This is a genomic window from Aliiglaciecola lipolytica E3 (assembly GCF_000314975.1).
In the GTDB taxonomy this organism is placed as follows: Bacteria; Pseudomonadota; Gammaproteobacteria; order Enterobacterales; family Alteromonadaceae; genus Aliiglaciecola; species Aliiglaciecola lipolytica.
In genome coordinates this window covers 1-15,323 of record NZ_BAEN01000036.1, presented here as the reverse complement: position 1 = coordinate 15,323, position 15,323 = coordinate 1, and the positions used below count along the sequence as shown (strand labels likewise).

Sequence of the window (15,323 nt, the reverse complement as noted above, 5' to 3'; positions counted from 1 at the left end):
ATCTACAATGATAAGAAAAAACATATTAATTACCGGTGCCAGCTCAGGTTTAGGCAAAGGCATGGCCATTGAATTCGCTAAAATGGGCAGAAATTTAGCGCTTTGCGCACGGCGTATGGAACGCCTGCAAGAGCTGAAGATCGAATTACTCAAGATTAACCCCGAGATCAAGGTAGTGATTAAATCACTAGACGTCGACAACCACGACCTAGTGTTCGAAGTCTTTAAAGAATTTCAGCAAGAGTTTGGGCATCTCGATAGAGTGATAGTAAATGCAGGTATGGGCAAAGGTGCTTCGATAGGCACGGGTTACTTCTATGCTAATAAGCAAACCGCTGTGACCAATTTTGTATCAGCATTGGCGCAGTGCGAAGCCGCGATGGAAATCTTCAGACAACAAAACGCAGGTCATTTAGTCACGATCTCTTCGATAAGTGCAATCCGTGGTGGCAGAAGAGCGATCAACGTATACGCGGCTACCAAAGCAGGACTAAGCTCACTAAGCGAAGGGTTAAGAATTGACGTTTTAGATACACCAATTAAGGTTTCTACCGTACATCCGGGGTTTATTCGCAGCGAAATCAATGAAAAAGTCAAAAAAGTCCCTTTTATTGTGGACACCGAAACAGGATGCAAAGCTATCGTCAAAGCAATCGAAAAAGAAGGCGCTAACAGCTATGTTCCGCGCTGGCCGTGGGCAGTGCTACAACCAATTCTGCGCGTTGCTCCTCTTTCATGGTTAAAAAACATGAGCTGATTAAGTTGGGCGCTTGTCAATTTTGCCAATAGCGCGCCGCTAATCTAAAATCACCACTATTAGACATCCTTCTCGAGGATCAATTGCGCTATGTTCAACCATCGTTTTATTAAGTCACTCTATTGGTATCTGCTTCCATTAGTATTTAGCACCGCTTTACAAGCAACAGAATACGACTTTACTGCAGCGAAAAGTATACTCAATGGTTATGTTAATGAGGGGAAATTGGCAGGTGCCGTGGTGTTGGTATTAAAAGACGACAAAACCGTACTGCATTATGCGACTGGTCAACAAGACGTAGAAGCCGGCATACCCATGCAAACAAACAGCATGTTTCGTATTGCGTCTCAAACCAAAGCAATCACCTCAGTAGCGATAATGATTTTGCAAGAACAAGGTAAGCTGAAAGTAACCGATCCGGTTTCTAAATTCATACCGTCTTTTAGCACGACCACAGTACTCGAATTAGACGAAAATAAGAATGCGAAAGTTGTCGAAGCTAAGCGAGAAATCACCATACACGATTTGTTGACTCACTCATCAGGCATTGGTTATGGATGGGGACCAAATGAACAGGAATGGAAAGATGCCAATATGTTCGGTTGGTATTTTGCAGATAAAACACAATCTGTAGGAGAAGCGCTTGTTGGGATAACCGATATTCCTCACCTTGCACATCCGGGGGAAAGCTTTGTCTACGGTCATAGCACAGATTTACTCGGCGCAATTGTAGAAAAAGTGTCAGCTCAAACGTTGGATGTATTTTTTAAGCAATTTATTTTTGACCCACTTCACATGCAAGATACACATTTTTATGTGCCTGACTCTAAGCTGTCACGATTAGCCACCGTTTACTCTGCGACTGACAAACGCATTGTCAGAGCCCCAGATACAAATCAAACTACAAATTTCATGGTCAGTCAGGGACACTATGCAAAAGGACCTAAAAAGGCGTTTTCGGGAGGCGCAGGCTTAGTATCAACGGCTCAAGATTATGCACAATTTTTACGTATGTTGTTGAATATGGGGATATTAGATGGCCAACGTATTATTTCAGCTGAGTCAGTATCGGCTATGACAAGGGATCAAATTCCGTATATCGAAATGGATTGGAATGATGGTTTCGGCTACGCTTTTGCGCTGACTAAACAACCAAACTCCGATACAGTTGTGCAATACGAATGGGGCGGAGCGTATCACTCTCAATACTACGTAAGACCAGAAGACAAAGTAGCAGTCGTATACCTAACCCAATTAAACCCAAATAAGGGGTTAAAAGACTGGCAACATATTGATGCTGCCATAAAAATATCATTGGGCATCGACCGCTAAACCGCTACTTCCTGTTGTGCGATTATGATAATACCCGCTGAAACAGCGCGACCGCTTGTTGATACATTTGTATGGCAAGCGCGCCATCAAATCGATCACCTTCATCACGCATGAATGCATGCACTGCATTCACTTCAATCCAGTGGTAATTTATGCCTGTTTCCAAGCATTTCTGGTAAATAGCCAACCTACCTTCTTTTGGAACATGAGGATCTTGTTTTCCCCACACAAAGTGTATTTCACCTTTGATGTCAGACATACGCGCAAGACTCTGTTGGCTGGCTTCAGCAGTCAGCGTATTGCTATGAATATCAGTAGCATATAAACAAAAAGCCGCTTTTATATTGGGGTTCAACGCAGCACGATATGCTAAATGTCCACCAATGCATACACCCATAGCACCTGCTTTGCCGGAACAATAAGTAGCGGATTGAATAAAATCAATCAGTGCCACAGTATCACTATCGTGATCGATTAACGGCTTACACAACTTATCGTCATTCCCTTTATCCTTACCTTCATCATCATAAGCTAAAACAGTACCCATTGGATTAAGTTCATGAAATATCTCTGGAACAATGACTACCAATCCGTGGCTAGCCATCATCGCAGCAGAGCGACTTATAGGTGACGTTTGTTGAAAAATCTCTGAATAAAAAATGATCGCAGGGAACGCCCCTTCCCTATTTGGGCGATAAATGTAACAGCGCATTTTTCCGGTCACCGTGTCTAAATCGACAACCTCTTTTAGAATTTGCATAACCTGATTTTCCTCAACATTTGGTATGTCTGTGACTTTACTAAAAAGCGCGATAGATTATTAGTAAAGAATCACTCAAAAGACATTTTGCGCTGATTAGCCTAAAGGCTTCACTTTAATCCATAAGCATTGTTACAAAAAACATCTTCCTTATTCACTGAAAACCAGTAAAATGTATACAAATTAATTTATGTATACATTTATGTTTAACTCAATCATTAGAGATAGCTCGCTTTCAGCCATTGCTGCAGGTTTTATTGCGGTTCTAGTTGGGTTTGCCAGTGCCATGGCAATCGTATTTCAAGCGGCTGTGTCCTCCGGTGCCAATAGTCAGCAAATAGAATCCTGGGTGTGGGCTTTAGGGCTAGGGATGGGGCTTAGTTCATTAGGTCTTTCATTGTGGTACAAGCGTCCACTTATTATTGCTTGGTCTACACCAGGTGCAGCGTTACTTGCGACAGGCACTGCAGATGCAGATTTAGCCACAGCAACAGGCACATTTTTAACCGTGGGGGTGCTGATTACTTTGGTTGGTGTGACAGGCGTTTTCAATCGATTAGTGCGCCTTATCCCTCTATCGATAGCATCTGCCATGTTGGCCGGAATTTTAGTACAGTTTGGACTTAGTTTGTTTGGCGCGATGCAAACACAACCGTTTTTGATCATATCGATGATTTTGATTTATCTGATAGCTAAACGTCTCGTTCCTAGATACGCCATTCCGTTGGTATTATCATGCGGTGTGACCTTCTGTTTGTTTAATCAAACAATTCAAACTCAAAATCTATCTCTTGCTTTGGCTTCACCTGAATGGGTAACTCCAACTTTTTCATGGTCATCAATCATCGGCATTGGATTACCCTTGTTTATTGTCACCATGACATCGCAAAACCTACCCGGTGTTGCCATTCTTAAAAGCAGTGGTTACCAAGATCAACCAATTTCGCCCGTTATCACTACTACCGGTGTAACTACGCTATTATTTGCGCCATTTGGCGGTTTTACCTTTAATTTAGCAGCGATTACTGCGGCTATCTGCACCAGTGACGAATCTCATCCGAATCCGGAAAAGCGTTATATCGCTGGCGTTTCGGTTGGCGTATTCAACATCCTTGCCGGTGTATTTGGTACTGCAGTGGTGAGTTTATTCGCAGCCTTTCCTCAAGCTTTAATTGCTGGATTGGCGGGGTTGGCGCTATTAACTACCATAGGAGCGAGTTTAAAAGCTGCACTAAATATAGATTCGGAAAAAGAAGCCGCTATGTTAACCTTCTTAATGACAGCTTCAGGCATTAGCTTTTTTGGAATCGCATCCGCGTTTTGGGGTGTAATTATAGGTATGACAGCAATGTACCTTAGTAAGAGAGTGTAACGATATGCCTAAACAACCCGCGCAACTCCTGTATAGCCAAATCAAAACGGATATTCAAGAAAATCGCTTGCCTGTCGGTCAAGCGCTAAAACAGGAAATGCTGTCACAGCGCTATAATGTCAGCAGAATCCCCGTCAGAGACGTACTACATCGGCTCAAAAGCGAGGGGTGGCTAATACCCTGCGGTAAAAGGGGCGTTATGATTCCGCAGCTAAACGCCACAGAAGCAGAAGATTTATATTTGATGAGAATGTATTTGGAGCCGCTGATTTTGGCTCAGTCGATACCCAATTTAAACCAGCAAATGTTAGGCAAAGCTGCTGATATATTAACAAAGCTTGATAACAATAAAGACTTAAGCATCGAAGAAAACGGTGAATTAAATTGGCAATTCCATGCCTGTTTATATGAACCAGCAAATCGTCCTACTTTATTCGGAACTATTGCAAGTTTACATCAACAATGCGGCAGATATATTGGTTACCACAGCCAAAAGCTACAATATTCCAACACCAGCCAAGACGAGCATTATCAAATATTAAATGCCATAAGCGAAAAAAATATCTCACATGCGCAAGCCATTCTTAAAGCTCACATCAGGGATGCAGGTGAAATCCTTGTCAACTATTTAAACGATCTAGAATAAGAATAATAACGCGAAGCTGATAAGCAACTAAAAGTGGCGGTATGATGAAAATACCAACCACTTTTAAATGTCTTTAGTGGAACGTTTAATCACTAAACTTGATTCGCACTCCCGCGTTAGCAATAAATCCATCGTTTCTAGACCAGATATCTGTTGTCCACTGGCCGCTTGGGGCTCTAGCAGGCAGAAGCAGAGGATGTTCATCACTTTGCTTCACATCTAAAAGGTTTTCCAGGTTTATAAACCAACTTACCCGTCCGAGGGTAATTTCGCCCATTAAACCTAAGTGCCAATAAGGGTTAGATTCTTCTAAATACGGATTATTATTCAACTGCTGCGAACCGGTATAATAGGCTTCAAATCCCAAACGAAAACTATCATGTTGTTCCCACATAGCCACCAATCCGGCAGAGTGTTGTGGGGTAAGCGCAATCTTTTTCCTGCTTCCGTTATCCATGGACTCTTCGGTCGCATCCAAATACAAATAGCTCGCGGTTAGCTTAATATCTTTCCAATAGTAGCGCAGCAAAACTTCAGAACCGCGTATTTGACTGACTCCATCAGCATTGATCAACCTTACCCTGTCTAGCGTTCCATTTTCGGTTGATGAAAACGCTTCTAACTCTGTGGCATTGTCTACGTCAGAACCAAATAAGGTCAGGCTGGTTTCAATACTGTCAAATCTATAGGTGAAATCCAGCGACGCTGTCTCAGCTTGTTCTTCACGTAGTTGCTGAATTGGCTCAAGTCTGGAAAGTCCTGCGGCTTCTATCTCCTCGACAAATGGCGTAGGCGCATAAAAACCCTGACCGTATGAGCCTCTTATAGTCAAATCCCCGGGGCGGTATAACACTGAGACTCGCGGACTTGCCTGCGTGCCATATTCGTTATGATCATCGATGCGAATACTATAAGAAGTCGTTAATTTGGTAGTTAATTCATAGTCTAATTGAGCAAATATGCCCGGCACTTCATAAGAATAATCAAACTCTGGAAACGTATTGGATTGATACTTATCAGATTGATAAGCCACACCTACAACCCAATCACTTTTTTCACTATATCCAGACAAACTACTTTCAAGCAGATAACTTTCATGTTTATCATCTTCAACGGTGTTACCGTAAATATGATCATGCTGCTGTACCATTGCCGATGCTCTGGTAGACAAGGTAAATACATCAGATACTGGCATGGAAAACACCAGCCCAGCATCGGTGCGCTCAGATTCTTGAGATTGCTGGAAAGGATTACCATCTGCGACAACAGCTCCTGTAACTGTTCCACCTGTGCGATCTTCAGTCATGTAACCTGCGGTTACATAGAGACTCTCGCCATTTTCTCCTTGCCAGAAAAGTCGAGGACGAACGGTATATCTCTCGTATCCGGCCAAATCGATCCAGTTGTCATTATCGATATCTTCACTTTTTTGATGGTGTGCACCAGCGGTTACTGATCCTTTCCATGCATCCGATAACGGTGATTCAACATAAGTAGTAAAATCCTGCCCATCGCGGGTAGTTAAGTTAATTAACGCCTCACCATTAAATTCATCGCCGGGACGTCTTGATACTAAGTTGATCACTCCACCTAATGCCGAGCCACCATAAAGCGAAGATGCTGAACCTTTAATAATTTCTACTCTGCCTAGATCAGTCGGGGGGATTTGTAGCAAACCTATCGATGCAGCCTGATTTCCATAGAGCGGCAAACCGTCAGCCAATAATTGCGTATATCTTCCATACATTCCTTGGAGTCTGATATTAGCGCTGCCTAAAGCAGGAGATGTGGTTTGTACTCGAACTCCGCCCGTTTCTGCCACAAGCATTGATATATTTCCCGGACGCATGGTGGCTTTTTCCAGAATTTCTTCACGATTGATAAGTTCAACTCGAATAGGTTGTTCATCTGCAATTCGCCCAGAGCGAGTTGCCTGAACAACAATTTTCTCAACTTCTTCGGCATGTTCGTGTTCGTGATTATCTTGTTCTGAATGTTGATTATGTTGCGGATTTACTCCCTTTTCATGTTCGGGATGTGAAGAATCATCTTGATTGGCGTAACTCACGGCAACAGGGGAGAAAGCTAAAAACAGTAGAGCTAAGCGGGAAAATGGAAACATAGATTGATTTTTACAGATTAAATAAATGATATACTTAGTCTAAAGCTTACAGTCACTGGAAGGTCAAGATGAAAATAAGTGAACTCGCAATAGCGTCAAATGTCCCCGCGAAAACAATTCGCTATTATGAACAAGTGGGTTTGTTAAAACCTGCTCGCAGAAACGATAACGGCTATCGTCAATATCGAATCAAGGATATAGATACACTGGTATTTATACGCCGTTGTAGAGAACTGAATATTGCCATTGGTGATATAAAACAGCTTCTAGATGCACAACAAAATCCCAATGCATCTTGTGCGTTTATAGATGACATGATTGCAAAACAATTGAACCGAATTCAACAAACTCAACGAGAACTTGCCATATTAGAAAAAACCCTATCTGCGCTGGCTACATCTTGTGCAAATCATAAAATAGAAGACTGCTCAATATTGCATCATTTAAAGTCAAACTAGCTGCTTTTGTTCAATCCTGACATCTAAATCGATTCAAAGAAACTATTAATCTCCTAAGATTTCTGCCTTTTAGGTAACTCATAAATGACTAACGACCAATTTCTTTTATGTCGTTTGCGAATAATGTTTCCAAATCTGCTCTGCCTCTTTTACTCAACGCGATCATCTCAGTCAAATCAGAATCGGCTTCTATCACTTCTCGTAATATCTTTTCATCATGCTGTTCGAACATTTCGCACATTTTAGTAGCTTGTTTTTCTTCAATACCGAAATCCTGTAACACTTGCTTCGCCGCCTTTAATCCACCCCAAAATAGCTCTCTAACAAAATGTAGGTTTTTAACTTTGGATAAGCGCGTAACCGCATCTCTATTGCGCGCTCTAGCCACCATTTTCACATGCGGAAAATGTTCACTCACAAGGGAAACAATTTTTAAGGTATCTTGTTCATTATCTATAGCAACCAGCAGTATCGACGCTTGTTCGATGCCTGAGATTTTTAATATATCCAAACGGGTCGCATCACCGTAAAAAATTTTATTACCAAACTTTTTCACGAATTCAATATGCTCCGCGTCTTTATCTAGTGCAGTAAACGGAATTTTGTTAGCCGCTAGAATACGCCCTGTTACTTGTCCAAATCGTCCGAAGCCCGCAATAATAACCCTTGGCTCAGACATGTCGCTTTGCGAATCGTATACTGGCGGACAATTACGACTGTTAAACCAAATACTATGCAATATAACCAGTGGCGAGGTTAACGCCATCGACACTCCTACAATCAGCGTCACGTGGCTTGCAATTATCGGCTCGAGTAGGTTGCCTACGCTAGCCGCGCCCATTACCACAAACGCAAACTCCCCTCCTTGTGATAGCATCAGGGCAATACGTACAGAATCCGTTTTGGACTGTTTCGATAATTTAAGAATGGCAAAAATAATCACACTTTTAATGACGATCAACGCTAATGCCGCACCAATGATGAGTAACGGCTGCTCCATAAATAGAGCCAAATCCAAATTCATCCCGATAGCGATAAAAAACAAGCCTAATAATAAGCCTTTGAAAGGTTCGATCTCGGCTTCTAATTGATGTTTAAAGCTAGAGTTGGCTAACAGCATGCCCGCAACAAATGCGCCCATGCCCATGGACAATCCCGCTTCTTGCATACCCAAGGCAGTGGCAATTACGATAAGTAAGGCTGACGAGGTCATAATTTCTGAACTACCGTAGTGGGAAATTAAACGCAAAAATGGATTTATCAGAAACTTGCCGATGATCAACACCGCGATAATAGCTAAAACACTAATCCACCATTCAGGTGAATCAACTGTGGATACGGTTGATAAACCTTGCACCAAAAGTAGAATCGGGATTACCGCCAAATCCTGCATTAATAAAATAGAGAACCCTTTTTGTCCTGGCGTGGTTTTGAGAATATTTTGCTCATCCATTAACTGGATGGCGAACGCTGTAGAAGAGAGTGCGACCGCAAGACCAATAACAATCGCTGCGGTCCAATCGATACCGATAATATATTTAACTGAAAAGGCAATAACAGTGGCGCTGAGAAACAACTGGCCACCGCCCGTAAAAATGATTTGGTCACGCATTTTCCATAGCTTTTCAGGCTCTAATTCCAAGCCAATGATAAAGAGCAGCAATACCACCCCCAACTCTGCAAAATGCAATATAGTCTCAGGTTCTGATACCCAATCCATAACGGATGGACCAATGACCATACCAGCGACTAAATAGCCCAGTATTGCACCCAACTTCAAACGTTTGAATATCGGGACGGCAACCACGGCTGCCGCTAAAAAGATCATTGTTGAACCCAACACACTCATTTATTTCTCACTTAGTTCATAAAACGACAACTTTTTTGGGTTATCTACTTGAATGGCAAACTTCGCATCAATGCCTGACGATTAACATGTTCTCTTCAACACCCAAACTGAATAAAAATTAATCAACTTTTTACTTTTTGTACTAGTCTTGTATTAGCACGAAAACATTTGTAAGACAGCCAAAGGGTACTTGAGATGAAAAGACAATACTATATAAGTGATGACTTAAATGACCTGAAAATCATTCAAAACGAACTCGAACAAAGAGGCTTTAGCTCACCACAACTCCATGTGCTAAGTGAAAACGATGCTGAAGTCGAAAAACATCATTTACATGCAATAGAATCTGTTTTAAAAAAAGACGTGGTGCGATCAACTGAGTTAGGCGCTTTAGTCGGCGTTATTGGCGCAGCTTTGGTTTTACTGCTGGCCTATAGCATGCAATGGCATCAATCCCCGGCAGGCTGGATTCCTTTTGGTTTTCTTGCTGCAATTATTTTAGGTTTTTGTACTTGGGAAGGTGGATTGATTGGCATCCAAGTCCCCAACTACCAGTTTAAACAATTTCAAAAATTGCTCCAAGATGGGAAACACATTTTCTTTGTCGATGCGACCGACGAACAACTTGAAATTGTAGAACAAGTAGCAAGCCTGCACGCTAATCTTGAGTTGGCAGGAACGGGAGAGTCAACGCCTGAATGGGTCGTCAAGGGGCAAGACAAATTCAATAATTTTATGAAAGTTATGCCTTAAACGAAGATTGGAGGACATAGTCGGTAAGGCACCATGGTTTATGCTGCCTTACTGTTACTTTATTATCTTAACCCCAGCTCAACATCTCGAATAATGAAATTACCATTGTAGATGGGATGAGGTTCGCCGGTTTGCTCAATAGCAAAATAAGATTGTTCTTCGGAGGTTAAGCCCTGATATCCTCCAATGACTTGATATAGCCACGCCTCAGTATCAAAATCCAAGTTTTGTTGTTGATAATAGTCAAGCGCCGTTAAGCGTTCACCCGTATCAATTATCTGACAGAAGTACGCTTCAACTGCTTTTTTAAGTTTATCTTCCGCAAATTCGACTTCACTTTGTTTTTCAACATGAATTTGATGTGCTGCACGCTCTGGTTGATAGGCTTTAACAGGACGATTCAAGGTTTTTATCGCGCTGACTAAATTTTGCAATTCTTGTTCATGTTCTATGCGAGTGACATCAACAGACGCAGGTTTAATTACCGGACTGGCTTGATTAAACAGCATAGGAACTTGTGAAAGACCGCAGTAATTCACAGGCACAAAGCTAGGCGAATGTTCCATATGCAGCAGAAACCCTTTTAACAGGCGAGTTCGGCCACGTAACTCTCTGAAACGGCCTAACAAAGACAACAATCGCGCCTGCACAATTGACAACTCTTGGGTTACACGTGAAAAGCTGTGTTGCAAGGTGACAATTAACAAGTGACGTAACTCGCGATTGCTAGCAGCAATGTCGCTCAATTCGTCGAACCTAAACATTTCCAACTGAGTCAGCAGTTCTGAAACTTGAGATTGCGCTAATTGATTCTCGCGAATCTTTGCATCAATTGAAGAGACATAACCGAATTCGTTATTGATCCGACTAAACAACACTCTCACATTGTTTTCCAGCGATTCAGTCAGCGCATAAACGTGTTCGGTCAAATCGGACAAATGCGCATGCGACTCTGTAAAACGTTGATTTTGGAGTGCTTCTTTATAATGACCAGCCAGTGTTTTGAGGCCGGCTAAAGCAGAGCCTATATTCGCATCAATTTGGCGATTCCGCTCGTCGTGCAAACTACCTTCAAGTAATTGTCGTACGGCATTTTTTAAGCGTAAATCAGCATCGGCATCCGGACGCCAGAGAATGCCCATTTGCACCAAACTGTCGATTACTTTGGGGCTGAACTTCGCTTCATCAACTGTGCCTGAAAGATACACTTGCATAAGTAAGTCGGCATGCCTACTTAGTGCATTAAGAAGCTTGACCCCAGCCTGATGCAGGTTCTGGTTCATATCAGACTACCTTGCTTAACGGCGCTATCCGCTTGCTCCGCCAATGAAAGTGACTCGGTTTCGTCAATAAACTTAATTACCTCGTATAAATATTCCACTTTACCAGTAGCAATATAAATTTGTTTATCTTGATTGGGACGCAACATATAACCTAAATCCGTTAACCGCTTAAAAACTTGTTTTATTTGGCCATCTACCGTCACACTGGTGGAACCAAAAAGTTTGTAATGGGAAATTTTTGCCAACTGTTCTGCAAACGCCGGCGTGTCTTCGATAGTAAGTTGCATTTCAGCTAAGCGAATCGCCGTCCCTTGTGTAACCGGCACATCCGTTCCACCCGCTTGCTGTACCAACAATAGCCATTCAACCAGTGGCACTAAGTGACCCGAAATATCTTGAAACTGGCTAGTTAGCACTTTACGTTCGCTGTCACCTAGCGTTTGATAGGCAGCGTAATACACCTCACCTTCCGCGGCACTCGCTAAGGTACGATTGAGCATATTCAGTTGAGACTCAATCTTATCGCTATTACCTGTTGTTTTAAGAAATCGCCATCCATCCTCATCACTAACCTGACATATGAATGCACCAGATAATAAGCTTTCGAGTATACGCCCTTGTTCACTAATCATGCGCTAACCTCCTGCTCTGCTTGCTTTCGTTTTTGAATATGTTCAGCAATGGCACTGACTTTAGGCTGCACTACCTGCAATTTTCGCGTGTTTTTGTCGATCAAATAACGATTGTCAAATAACGTCAGCACTTCAGATTCAGGATTAGGAAATGCGCCAACCACACTGATGTTATTGTTTTGGCAGGCATCAAAAATTTTCTTCACATTACTTTGATGAAGCGTACCTAATTCATCAATTGGCCAATGGATGGTGGCATCGGCATCGCCTCGTAGCAGGCGCGTAAATGCCAATAAAAACTTACATAAAATTAGGTAAGCCATACCGTGGCTGGAAGATTCGTTCAATTGTCGGTCAGTACGAATTATAAGATTAGAATTCCCTTCTTTGATGTGTAGCTCAATATCCAACAACTTGCTTATCCCACCACTTAGGGCTGCGCGCCCTAAAATGTCTAGTACTTTGCGCATGCTCAAGGCATATTCATCGTCAGGTAACTCAACCGCTCCACCTTTCATCCAACTTTGATAAAGCTTGTTAAATTGTGCTAATTCAGGCCAAAACTCCAATTCTGAAATTCGAGAGCGAATCTTCACCGCCGAATCTGATACTCCATCAAGGAATAACTCTTCATCGACTTCCCTACTAATGCGCTTGCTTTGACTGGCAATTCGCTTATCAATATCTTCCAGAACATTGTAATACTGAGTAAGGTCTGCCCCAAATATTCGACCCTGTTCTCGTAATCCGTGAAGTTTCTGCGGTACCACTTCATTAAGAAGTTGAGATAAGTGCACCACCATACGCCTGTGATCTATGTTTCGAATACCTTGGTCATTGACGACCGCACACTCGTCGCGAGAACGCTCCCATATATCTGCTAAACCAGTACCGGATTGAGCCGCTATCAGTTGATCAAAATGTTCCACATACACTTTGATATCACCAAGCAAGCGATCACGGGTTTGCAAAAGTTCCTGCCCCTCTGATATACGCTGGCCTATATTGACAGTATCAGGTTTGGTATTGACACCCGCATTCTCATTATTGTCCGACTTTGCCAGTTTTAGTTTAACAAGACTCCGAATAATGCTTTGAACGTCAATATTTTGCTCACGTGCAGTACGCAAATCCTGTTCAAGTTGAACCTGTTGATCTTTGCATTTCTGACGTTGCTCTTTGAAATCAGCGTGCTTTTGATTTAGTGCACGTTCTGCTTTACTGGCTGCCTTTTTGGCAGCGGTTAAACTTTGTTGCCAGGTAACTTTGTAACCAACAAAATAGGTGTTATACCAACGTTCGTAGTCTTTGACTTTATGACGATGGGTATCTGTATAAGTAATATCTTTCTGCAATTGTTTGATGCGTTTTTGCAAGCTGCCAATATCGTCGACATCAACCCCGCGATTGTTTAACTCATCTTCTTTCCATTGCTCTATTTTCTGTTTGTCTTCGACTGCTATTTCTTTGGCTTTCTTTATGTGACTGTCGACAACATCGATTTTGGCCTGCAAGTCTTGAATAAGTTGTTGCCAATGAAACTGATGTTCAGTCTCAGATTCACGCTGCTGATCTTTTACTTCAGCGATAGCTTGGGTATGTTGTGAAGTACACTTTGTTTGTTCAGACTCGATACTACTCAAACGTTTTTTGTTTTGTAGTTTGCGCTGTGACAATGCATGCGCATATTCTTGCTGGACCTGATCTTTATCCTGTTGCGCTCTTCGACGGCTTGCCTCAGCAGTTTTACAGGCACTTTCTGTTTTCGCTTGAGCCAACTCTTTATTGCGGACTTCTTCACTGGCTTTGGCTAATTCAAGCTCTGCTTCATTTTGTTTGCTTAGAGTTTTATCGAGTACTTGTTGAGCTTCGGTTAATTTTTGTTGAAGCTGTATTTCTGATTCCGCGAACTCCGACATATCAACCGCATGCAAATCCAATTTCACGCCGAATAAACTGTCTGACGCCTTGTCCATCGTTGGTTTCAAATCTTTGCGTTTAAACAATTCAGGGTGTAACACTTTGCCTAAATTATTTTGCCAATCCGGTCGCTCTTTGCGCAAGAATTCTAACAGGCTGTTTTCTCCCGGATAAAGCATGCCATCAATTTTGTCCAATTGATGTTGCGCTTCTAATTGAGCACGTCGCGACTCTTCCAACACCCCATTGGCTTTATTTCGTAATTGCACTGCATGATTGAAATCTTGTTGAGATTTTCGATGTTTTTCTCGCGCTGCATCTTCTGCGATACCGGCCTCTTTCACCGTTGCATCAAGAATATCTAGCTGACTTTGTTCAAATTCATCAAACCCTGCATTTTTTAGCGAAGCTGCAACTTCGGTATATTGCACCTTCAATTCATCTGCACGTTGACGGTACTCAGCATCAACTGCACTGAGCTGACTTTGATAATCTTCGCGGATTTGCGCTAAGGTTTGTTGTTCTTGATTTTTTTGTGCGCCAAGTGTCTCTTGTAATTGAGCTTTTTGTTCAGAGTAATCTTCTAATTCAAGATTCAGTTTTTCACTTATTTGCGCCATGCGCTTGTTAAAACTGGCTTCTACATCCTGATGCTTTTCAGTTAACAACGCGTATCGACTCGACGATGTCTCCAGCTCACTTTCCCACTGCGGTAATTGTTGTAAATTACTCTGTAGAGTTTCAATATCCTGTGATTGCCAATCGTCGTATTCATTTTCTATTTGTTCGAGGTCGGATTCGAATTTTTCTGTATCCGCTTTTGCAACCGACAAACTTTGATTCAATTCATCTCGTTGTTGCGTCCAATCTGCATCTAGTTTTTTACTAGTAAGCTGAATCTCGTCCAATTGACTTTCATTTTGAACCACACTTGCGGCTAATGCGCTGGTATCTAATTCAAATTGATGTTGCAACTGCGACAAACGATGTTCAGTTTGATTTAACTGATGTTCGGCTTGTTCCAATTTTGCGAACTCTGGACGAATAACGTCAAATTCTTTAATAAGATGGCATTCCTTAATCCAATCTTCCACCCGATTTCGACTCAGGCTAGAGCTTGGTGGTTGCACACCGTCTTCTTCTAAAATAGCCGCGATCATTGCCTTGATGGTTTCCATTTTACCTTCTTTGGAATGAACGGCTTTTGCTAGTTTTTCAATATGACGCAGATGATTAGCTTGTTGGCACAAACTAAAAATTCGAGCATAGCCGAGCAATTCACGATTGTTAGCACTGTCATTCAGTACCCCTCTATCGTTCTGCAAGACAGCTTTAAATTCTTTAGTATTGAGCAGGTTAGTCACTAGAACATTGGCTCGCTTTAAGCTGCGGGCTAGTTCATTCATGGTCACACTGCTATGCTCACCTGCTTTGTTTTT

12 protein-coding genes are annotated in these 15,323 nt (G+C 42.1%); 6 read left to right on the top strand and 6 right to left on the bottom strand.

What is annotated here, in order from left to right:
* Nucleotides 1–7: 7 nt before the first annotated feature.
* Both GLIP_RS08280 and GLIP_RS08275 read left to right on the top strand, forming a co-directional pair.
* Nucleotides 8–757: an SDR family oxidoreductase gene (locus GLIP_RS08280; RefSeq protein WP_008844159.1), complete on the top strand. Its 750-nt coding sequence runs from the start codon at nucleotides 8–10 to the stop codon at nucleotides 755–757.
* 90 nt (nucleotides 758–847) lie between these two features.
* A complete protein-coding gene (locus GLIP_RS08275; RefSeq protein ID WP_008844158.1) occupies nucleotides 848–2,089 on the top strand; it encodes a serine hydrolase domain-containing protein in 1,242 nt (413 codons plus the stop codon).
* A 22-nt stretch (nucleotides 2,090–2,111) separates the two neighbouring features.
* Here the strand turns inward: GLIP_RS08275 and GLIP_RS08270 are convergent, their stop codons facing one another.
* Entirely contained in the window at nucleotides 2,112–2,849 is a 738-nt protein-coding gene (locus GLIP_RS08270; protein WP_008844157.1) for a dienelactone hydrolase family protein, read from the bottom strand.
* Nucleotides 2,850–3,051: 202 nt separating this feature from the next.
* On the opposite strand from GLIP_RS08270, the gene GLIP_RS08265 reads away from it, so the two are divergent.
* Together GLIP_RS08265 and GLIP_RS08260 are read left to right on the top strand one after the other, a co-directional pair.
* Nucleotides 3,052–4,221: a benzoate/H(+) symporter BenE family transporter gene (locus GLIP_RS08265; RefSeq protein ID WP_008844156.1), complete on the top strand. Its 1,170-nt coding sequence runs from the start codon at nucleotides 3,052–3,054 to the stop codon at nucleotides 4,219–4,221.
* 4 nt (nucleotides 4,222–4,225) lie between these two features.
* The gene (locus tag GLIP_RS08260; RefSeq protein WP_008844155.1) at nucleotides 4,226–4,867 is read left to right on the top strand and encodes a GntR family transcriptional regulator; all 642 of its coding nucleotides are present in this window, start codon (nucleotides 4,226–4,228) and stop codon (nucleotides 4,865–4,867) included.
* Between the two features lie 85 nt (nucleotides 4,868–4,952).
* On the opposite strand, the gene GLIP_RS08255 is transcribed toward GLIP_RS08260, so the two are convergent.
* On the bottom strand, nucleotides 4,953–6,989 hold the full coding sequence (locus tag GLIP_RS08255) for a TonB-dependent receptor plug domain-containing protein (protein WP_008844154.1): 2,037 nt from the start codon (nucleotides 6,987–6,989) through the stop codon (nucleotides 4,953–4,955).
* A gap of 68 nt (nucleotides 6,990–7,057) precedes the next feature.
* On the opposite strand from GLIP_RS08255, the gene GLIP_RS08250 reads away from it, so the two are divergent.
* Nucleotides 7,058–7,447, top strand: a complete 390-nt coding sequence (locus GLIP_RS08250; RefSeq protein WP_008844153.1) for a MerR family transcriptional regulator — start codon at nucleotides 7,058–7,060, stop codon at nucleotides 7,445–7,447.
* A gap of 88 nt (nucleotides 7,448–7,535) precedes the next feature.
* Here the strand turns inward: GLIP_RS08250 and GLIP_RS08245 are convergent, their stop codons facing one another.
* Nucleotides 7,536–9,296, bottom strand: coding sequence for a monovalent cation:proton antiporter-2 (CPA2) family protein (locus GLIP_RS08245; RefSeq protein ID WP_040522434.1), 1,761 nt, complete (start codon nucleotides 9,294–9,296; stop codon nucleotides 7,536–7,538).
* A gap of 195 nt (nucleotides 9,297–9,491) precedes the next feature.
* Between GLIP_RS08245 and GLIP_RS08240 the strand changes: the two genes are divergently transcribed.
* Nucleotides 9,492–10,049, top strand: coding sequence for a hypothetical protein (locus GLIP_RS08240; RefSeq protein WP_008844151.1), 558 nt, complete (start codon nucleotides 9,492–9,494; stop codon nucleotides 10,047–10,049).
* A gap of 62 nt (nucleotides 10,050–10,111) precedes the next feature.
* On the opposite strand, the gene GLIP_RS08235 is transcribed toward GLIP_RS08240, so the two are convergent.
* The 3 genes from GLIP_RS08235 to GLIP_RS08225 all read right to left on the bottom strand — a co-directional run.
* Nucleotides 10,112–11,332: a hypothetical protein gene (locus tag GLIP_RS08235; protein ID WP_008844150.1), complete on the bottom strand. Its 1,221-nt coding sequence runs from the start codon at nucleotides 11,330–11,332 to the stop codon at nucleotides 10,112–10,114.
* A complete protein-coding gene (locus GLIP_RS08230; protein ID WP_008844149.1) occupies nucleotides 11,329–11,964 on the bottom strand; it encodes a hypothetical protein in 636 nt (211 codons plus the stop codon). Before GLIP_RS08230 ends, GLIP_RS08235 begins: the two co-directional genes overlap by 4 nt.
* On the bottom strand, nucleotides 11,961–15,323 hold a 3,363-nt coding region (locus GLIP_RS08225), incomplete at its 5' end, for an ATP-binding protein (RefSeq protein ID WP_040522432.1). The genes GLIP_RS08230 and GLIP_RS08225, both read right to left, overlap by 4 nt.

Excerpts from the sequence above, each read along its gene's own strand:
- GLIP_RS08240 (WP_008844151.1), top strand. The coding sequence starts at position 9,492 with ATGAAAAGACAATACTATATAAGTGATGACTTAAATGACCTGAAAATC.
- GLIP_RS08250 (WP_008844153.1), top strand. The coding sequence starts at position 7,058 with ATGAAAATAAGTGAACTCGCAATAGCGTCAAATGTCCCCGCGAAAACA.
- GLIP_RS08245 (WP_040522434.1), bottom strand. The coding sequence starts at position 9,296 with ATGAGTGTGTTGGGTTCAACAATGATCTTTTTAGCGGCAGCCGTGGTT.
- GLIP_RS08230 (WP_008844149.1), bottom strand. The coding sequence starts at position 11,964 with ATGATTAGTGAACAAGGGCGTATACTCGAAAGCTTATTATCTGGTGCA.
- GLIP_RS08235 (WP_008844150.1), bottom strand. The coding sequence starts at position 11,332 with ATGAACCAGAACCTGCATCAGGCTGGGGTCAAGCTTCTTAATGCACTA.
- GLIP_RS08275 (WP_008844158.1), top strand. The coding sequence starts at position 848 with ATGTTCAACCATCGTTTTATTAAGTCACTCTATTGGTATCTGCTTCCA.
- GLIP_RS08255 (WP_008844154.1), bottom strand. The coding sequence starts at position 6,989 with ATGTTTCCATTTTCCCGCTTAGCTCTACTGTTTTTAGCTTTCTCCCCT.
- GLIP_RS08280 (WP_008844159.1), top strand. The coding sequence starts at position 8 with ATGATAAGAAAAAACATATTAATTACCGGTGCCAGCTCAGGTTTAGGC.
- GLIP_RS08260 (WP_008844155.1), top strand. The coding sequence starts at position 4,226 with ATGCCTAAACAACCCGCGCAACTCCTGTATAGCCAAATCAAAACGGAT.
- GLIP_RS08270 (WP_008844157.1), bottom strand. The coding sequence starts at position 2,849 with ATGCAAATTCTAAAAGAGGTTGTCGATTTAGACACGGTGACCGGAAAA.
- GLIP_RS08265 (WP_008844156.1), top strand. The coding sequence starts at position 3,052 with ATGTTTAACTCAATCATTAGAGATAGCTCGCTTTCAGCCATTGCTGCA.